Origin of the sequence: Vibrio sp. A1-1, assembly GCF_021728175.1 — a bacterium.
Classification (GTDB): domain Bacteria; phylum Pseudomonadota; class Gammaproteobacteria; order Enterobacterales; family Vibrionaceae; genus Vibrio; species Vibrio diabolicus.
This window is the reverse complement of the sequence record NZ_JAKKCL010000036.1, coordinates 1-6,239: the sequence shown is the minus strand read 5'-3', so window position 1 is coordinate 6,239 and position 6,239 is coordinate 1. Positions and strand designations below refer to the sequence as shown.

At 40.5% G+C, this 6,239-nt stretch carries 6 protein-coding genes and 1 pseudogene; 4 read left to right on the top strand and 3 right to left on the bottom strand.

All coding sequences use genetic code 11. The features are described from left to right. Positions 1 to 123: 123 nt before the first annotated feature. Positions 124 to 954: pseudogene (locus L3V30_RS23680) on the top strand (IS66 family transposase); the annotation flags it as partial. A 195-nt stretch (positions 955 to 1,149) separates the two neighbouring features. Here the strand turns inward: L3V30_RS23680 and L3V30_RS23675 are convergent. From L3V30_RS23675 to L3V30_RS23665, 3 genes are all read right to left on the bottom strand, one after another. Next, a complete protein-coding gene (locus L3V30_RS23675; RefSeq protein ID WP_237310111.1) occupies positions 1,150 to 1,383 on the bottom strand; it encodes a hypothetical protein in 234 nt (77 codons plus the stop codon). 140 nt (positions 1,384 to 1,523) lie between these two features. Continuing rightward, complete coding sequence (locus L3V30_RS23670; RefSeq protein ID WP_237310110.1) at positions 1,524 to 2,087, bottom strand: hypothetical protein; 564 nt, start codon at positions 2,085 to 2,087, stop codon at positions 1,524 to 1,526. Positions 2,088 to 2,312: 225 nt separating this feature from the next. Beyond that, positions 2,313 to 3,032, bottom strand: a complete 720-nt coding sequence (locus L3V30_RS23665; RefSeq protein ID WP_206953657.1) for a hypothetical protein — start codon at positions 3,030 to 3,032, stop codon at positions 2,313 to 2,315. A 261-nt stretch (positions 3,033 to 3,293) separates the two neighbouring features. On the opposite strand from L3V30_RS23665, the gene L3V30_RS23660 reads away from it, so the two are divergent. From L3V30_RS23660 to L3V30_RS23650, 3 genes are all read left to right on the top strand, one after another. After that, complete coding sequence (locus L3V30_RS23660; protein ID WP_237310108.1) at positions 3,294 to 3,497, top strand: hypothetical protein; 204 nt, start codon at positions 3,294 to 3,296, stop codon at positions 3,495 to 3,497. A gap of 68 nt (positions 3,498 to 3,565) precedes the next feature. Next, positions 3,566 to 3,703 carry a hypothetical protein gene (locus L3V30_RS23655; RefSeq protein WP_237310106.1) on the top strand — a complete coding sequence of 46 codons (138 nt, stop codon included), beginning with the start codon at positions 3,566 to 3,568 and terminating at the stop codon, positions 3,701 to 3,703. Positions 3,704 to 3,824: 121 nt separating this feature from the next. Beyond that, a complete protein-coding gene (locus tag L3V30_RS23650) occupies positions 3,825 to 5,894 on the top strand; it encodes a hypothetical protein (RefSeq protein WP_237310104.1) in 2,070 nt (689 codons plus the stop codon). Positions 5,895 to 6,239: the final 345 nt, after the last annotated feature.

Below are 6,239 nucleotides of genomic sequence, written 5' to 3'. Positions count from 1 at the left end.
AAGATGAAAACTGCGAAGGTGAGCAGGTGAACATTTATGTGAAAGCCGTGTGAGGGAAAACCTCATGCACGGAATTGAAGAGGGGTTGCTGGATAAGGGTTGTGCCGAAGCCAGTGACCTACTCTACATCAAGCACTGAAAACGCACTTACTTGAGCAAATCGTGGTTCAAGCCGATGAAACACCGCTCAATGTGCTTAAGGAAGACAAGCAATGTTACATGTGGCTGTACTGCTCAGGCGCCGACTCCCCCGAAGCCACACTTCCTGGCATGAAAAACATCGTCTTGTTCGACTATCAAAACAGTCGCGCGAGAGCCTGTCCAGTGGGCTTCTTGGGTGACTACTCTGGCTATCTGCAAAGTGATGGCTACGGTGCTTATGACGGATGAACGAAAGTCACCAATGTCGGTTGCTTCGCTCACGCACGTCGTAAGTTCATGGATGCGAAGAAGCTTCAGGGTAAAGGCAAGTCGGGAAAAGCAGATGTAGCGTTAGCGAAAATCCAAAAGCTGTATGCACTTGAATCTCGATTAAAACTCGCTTCGGCTGAAGAGCGTTGGTCTGAAAGGCAATCCAGTGCCAAACCCATGCTGGATGGCCTCTATAACTGGTTAACCACGCAGAATGTCATCGAATCGAGTCCTCTTGGTAAATCCATCAAGCACACCTTAGGTCAGTGGCCTAAGCTGGTACGCTATGTTGAAGATGGGCATTTATCTATCGATAACAACCGAGCGGAACGCGCAATCAAATCACTGGTCATTGGCAGAAAGAACTGGCTCTTCGCCAACAACCCCAATGGTGCTGATGCCAGTGCGTTACTATACAGCATCATCGAGACAGCAAAAGCCAACGGGCTAATACTCTACGATTACATGGTGAAATGCATGCAAGAGCTGGCAAAGTCCGAGCCTGATATCGACTCACTTCTTCCCTGGAACTTCTCACACTGAAACTAAAACGCCCCGTGGGATCATGGGGCGGATACGACAGTTTTGATTATATAAGTTGGTCATACACCTGTACTCGCCCCCACACAGCTCACTTCTGGACAAAAGTGAGTAGCTTTAACTGATAAAAGTACGTCTAAGACTTAGACATTTATTAGTTATTCATATAGACATTAGTATTGAAGATAACAGTATTAACTATGAAATTAATTTAATTACTTTTTCATGACTCAACATTGAGGTGTAAATAGAAAACACGAAGAATACAACTGAGCTTAGTATCGCCAATTCTTCTTTTAGAAATGAACGCGACCAATTTCCGTAGTCAGGGTTAAAGACACCGTTAATAGAGATATCAAATAGAATCATTAACGGGGCAGAAATAATCAAAGAAATAGCTCCTGCTACAACATTTTTAAATACATTTATCATTCAAGAATCCTCTAAACTTTTATAGAATGACGTTATTTATTTCTATGATAAGAAATCATAGTTGCCACAATTTAAATCAGTAAGTGTGTTTTATTTCCGACATAAACTCACTCAAAGATTACTTGGAAGTTACATGTTTTTTAACTTGTAGCATAGCATTCTCTCAATGCATTGGTATACTCTGACAGAGTTAAGATTGAAGCTTTTTCCGCGATAACGCCCTCAAGTTTTGTTAGAGCAATTTGGTTTTCCATTTGACCGCCTCTCACAAGAAGATGTCTAGTAGCAAAGTCAGTTCCGAATAGTAGATCGATACGCTTTTTAAAGTCAGAGACGTCAAGAGTTAGGTTACCTTTAGGACCGTAATTATAGTAAGTATCAACAAAATCTAACGCGAGACTGAATGTGTCATTGTCAACTCCAGAAAGATTCTGCATGCACTGAAGATCAACGTCGTACAAAGCGCTATCAGAAATAGTTGCCTGATGAAGGAAATAGATATAACCAGATACTCGTTCGCGAGGATTTCTCAGTGAAATGGGGGTAGGTGGTGATTGACTCACACCAAACCCTGTGTAGTAATGACCCATCGACTTTTGGTATTGAACAACCCAAGGCTTCTTGTAGGCTAAATAAGCTGAAGACAACAAAGTTAAGCCGCAAATTACGATCACTGAAATATTAAAAAAATTATTTATTTTCATTAAAGTAACAATCCAAATAATATGAGTACTAGTAAGGCCATGAGATGCTAATGGTTTACACAAAGCCATGTCCAACCAACGCGGGAAATAACGTTTGCTGGGAACTCCTTGCCTTTGATAAACGAACCTAAACACCTCTCAGGGCTAGACCCAAAGTAGAATATGCATGATAAGGTACCTGCCTTCATAGTCAGTCCAAAATCGTTTTTTTTGCCATAAAAGTCTTTATTTATTGGACATATTAGTAAATATTTTCCTGTCATAGATAGGGGCATCGAAAAATTCGTCATCAAACATGAAACTAAGCCAATACTCTCGGTATCTCTTGTGATACTTGATTGTTTTACGGATGTTCTCAGACCTTGTTAATTTTGGTGAATTAAAAACGTAGTCTAATGGTCTAACACCCTTATAGGTTCCACCATTATTTAAAGCAATGGCAAACGCAATAGGGTTTGATAGCAATATCGCAACTTCTGGTGAAGCAAACTCAGCATACTTCCTAATTTCGCTAATTCGATACGAACTATTGTTATATGTGTGCTCGTTAAGGTTAGTAGGATCTCCCTTGGCTGAATGAGCAATGAGCGCAAAAACCATTAAGGCACTAATCCCTTTTGAGTCTGACTCTATCTGTTTGGCTAAGCGGTCTTTCATTGATTCACCAACCCCAAGACTCTCACCTTCACCCCAGTCAATTACGATTCCGCTGTTACGACGAAAGAGACTATGATAGTGAGCGCTGATTTTCATATCTTTATACTTTTCATCTGAGGGGTGCAGAAGATCAGTCCTAAGCTTCCACGTAAACTCCAGCGCATTCTTTTTTCTTTCTAAGTTGGCTACCTCAGTTTTCATTACGCTTTGAATAGCTATCGGAGATAGGACAAGAATAGATAATGCCGCCAAGGCAAATCTAACGCCTCTACTCATAGAGAAGGTCATAATTTTATTCCATTATTGATTTTTTCATTAAGCTTATGGCACCAAACGCTTTGAACTGGTTAAAGCTCAAGCAGACGTTGAACATATAATGTCCTGCACTACCTTTAATCAACTTCAAGGCAGTTTTCATATAAATAAAATCAAACAAAACAACATATTACTGTTTTTTTGAGCTTGCATATTAAGGTGTGTTTTTGCATAATTCAACCATATAAATTATTTATTTTTCTATAAAAAATGACAAACAACACTAACAAAAAAATGCACCCAATTCCGAAACTTATCAATTTAATCGTAACGCTGATTGCTGTAGCTGGCTTCACATATGCTACCGCTGAATTCTTAGCCAGCAGTTATTGTCAAACTGCTTTCGGTATTGGCGTTAGCGAGCAATCTGACTGGAAAGTAAAAGCTTGCGCTAAGTACTATTGGGATATGGACTTAGAAAATCTAGGTCGCTGGTAAATCAACTCTAAAAACCCGATTTCAAGCAACGTTCAAACGGCTTAAAAGAAAAATAAACGGAGATACCCATGTCAGATGATTACATTTCAATAAAAGACAGAATGAAAAGCTTTGCGGTTGGTCTAGGTATCATGATGGTCATCGCCTTCTTACTCCTGAAGGGCGCTGATTTGATTGCATACCTTGCATGGAAAAACAGATGGTAAGAAAAAGAAGAATAACGAGCCTCCATTAATATGGGGGCTTTTTTATGGAGACGATTTCAACGCACACTTATCCATGCAACACATGGACTCAAACGCAATCTAGTAATCTTTGAGAACAACAATGATCAACTTTTTGTTTAAGAAAAGTTCAGCCACCCGACTTTCTGGCTTGTTACTATTCTTACTTTTCTTTATCGAACTTATTTACGTAATCCTTGAGTTTTCACTATCAGGGTCACTCTTACAGATTTCAACAGGTATCACTGTTGATCCCGAACCATTGGAGAAATTTGAGAACTTCGGTCGAACCTTGAGCGGTATGGGTCTTGGATTATTGATATTTTCACTCATCCCACCGAGATCAGGCTTTCTAAGACAGGCTTTAACTCTCGTATTAAGTGTCGCTCTCTCTATCCCCGCAATGCACTTCATCCAAGATAAACTGGTGGATGGCATTGTCGCTATGAAATCGACCCCTGAAGACATGGCTAAGGCCGATCTAGCCATCAATTACCGAGATCTCATGCTCGTTAATGGGTTCCGAGAAGAACACAAAAGTGGCGACCCAATTGTTTACGACATCCAAGATCAGGTTACCCTCGGCTTATTTCCTATTCTGGCGATGCACAGCGACATCCTTAATAAGCTAAAAGGTGATGAAAACTGGTATTTGAAAATCAGTTCAATGAAAATGAACTACTTGGCTAAAGAGCATGCCAGAGCTATTCGTCTTATTTCACGAGACATGGAGTACATCCTTAAGGCACAGCAAGTACATGCCTTAGCGAAATCCCCATCTCTGGAAGCATCACTTGCCTTTGTTCGCCTTACAGAAATTATTGAGCGCCAAGGTCAAATTGCCATGGACAAGTTCACTAGAGAGCAAATTGTCTTTTTGCGCGAGGTGTACAAACAAATCGACCAAAATAAGGGCGGAAAAACCTACTTTGCCCACAAAGCCTGCCTTGATAAACCGTATTCACAGCGACAAGCCTGTTTCGGAAAAATCCAGAAAGTATTTGATAAACGCATTAAATCGGCGACAGAAAGCAATGTCTACGTTGGCATCCCTTACACAACTTTCTTCTGTAGTGACGGTTACACCTGCCGCGACACAAGCGTTATCTTTAAGCGCGTTTACAAATACGTAAAACAAGATTGGCTAAACAGAACAGGGATTCCTCTAAATAAAAACTTGAATGAAACTTACGCTAGTGGTTTAAATAGCAACTTTATCTCAGATTACACCCATATTTGGAAACTAATCGAGAAGCCTCAGTTCTTCAAAGAAGTGATTGGTAATATCCGCCAGTACTCAAAGCAAAAAAACTTGTTTTCAAACACAAAATCTTTGGGTGGAAGCTATGACGAGTTTGCTCAAAAGTTCTTTGAATCAGTTCGCTCTGACAACATTGTCTTTTCTGAAAAGTTACCGTTTGACTTTGATAACTACTCAAAGCCACTTTCTATGTCTGAATTCTTAGCAGACCGCCAAGTAAAGGATACATATAAAGCCATCATGGGTGAGTTTTATGTCCCTGTATCCAAATTCAGTTACAACAACCGTGAATACAATAAACTTTTGTCAACAAACTACCGCAACATCATTCAGTACAGAATGAATAAGTTTAAAAACATTGAAGAGTCTTATGCAAATGACCCTTACCTAAGAAAGCAAGGGGAGATGTACATCAAAATGATCTACATTCCTGCAGTCGCGATGAGCATTTCTCTTCTGTTTGCTATGATGTTGCTCCTAAAGCTTCCAGTTCGTATATTGGGGCTGTGCACATTGCGAGTTGAAGAACCTAAGCGCTCTAAAATTCTGCGTGTATCCACACTGGCTCTGACACCTTTGGTTGTCATATTACCGTTTGCTATCTCATCTGGGCATAGTGCTCTAAAAATGAATGATACTTTGACAGAAGTTTTGGGTCACCAACCTCTACCGCATGAAGATTTTGCATACGCTTGGTTCGTCGCGTCTCAGCCCCTTACAGAGGTTGGAGGCTCAATTAGCGCCAGAGGCTATGGTGTATACAACCATCCTCTTTACGTTAAAAAATCAAATAAAGATATGTCGCTACAAGTGGAAAGAGCGCGGCTTTCTATAACAATGTCACAAGCACGACAGTGGAGTAAGCAAGTCATCAAGCCCAAATTTACTACTAATGAAAACGCTAGTCAGTGAGGCGGCGTTTTAACATGTACTCTAAAGCTTATCAAGGTGACTAGAGAAGCATATCCGCCTCACGACCCTATGGGGCGGACACGTTAGAGTTACCGTGGTGGCACTATCTATGCCTGCCTTATCTCCTTTTTGGCAAGCCTCATGTAGGCTGGTTGTATGGTTGTAATACTAGAAGTAATCCGAAAAGTCAGAATGCTCTATCGGTCGTAACTCGGAACTGTCCAAAACCTTCTCAAAAATGGTTCAGAAATCTTGTGAACACCAAGCGATTTTGTCATATGTTCGTATTTTATAGGGCTAAGAAAGAAAATATGCCGTAGCCCTCAGCCCTTATAAATAAAAGGC

Bases quoted from the DNA above. Each gene is read 5' to 3' on its own strand.
- L3V30_RS23670 (WP_237310110.1), bottom strand. From the start codon at position 2,087: ATGAAAATAAATAATTTTTTTAATATTTCAGTGATCGTAATTTGCGGC.
- L3V30_RS23655 (WP_237310106.1), top strand. From the start codon at position 3,566: ATGTCAGATGATTACATTTCAATAAAAGACAGAATGAAAAGCTTTGCG.
- L3V30_RS23675 (WP_237310111.1), bottom strand. From the start codon at position 1,383: ATGATAAATGTATTTAAAAATGTTGTAGCAGGAGCTATTTCTTTGATT.
- L3V30_RS23665 (WP_206953657.1), bottom strand. From the start codon at position 3,032: ATGACCTTCTCTATGAGTAGAGGCGTTAGATTTGCCTTGGCGGCATTA.
- L3V30_RS23650 (WP_237310104.1), top strand. From the start codon at position 3,825: ATGATCAACTTTTTGTTTAAGAAAAGTTCAGCCACCCGACTTTCTGGC.
- L3V30_RS23660 (WP_237310108.1), top strand. From the start codon at position 3,294: ATGCACCCAATTCCGAAACTTATCAATTTAATCGTAACGCTGATTGCT.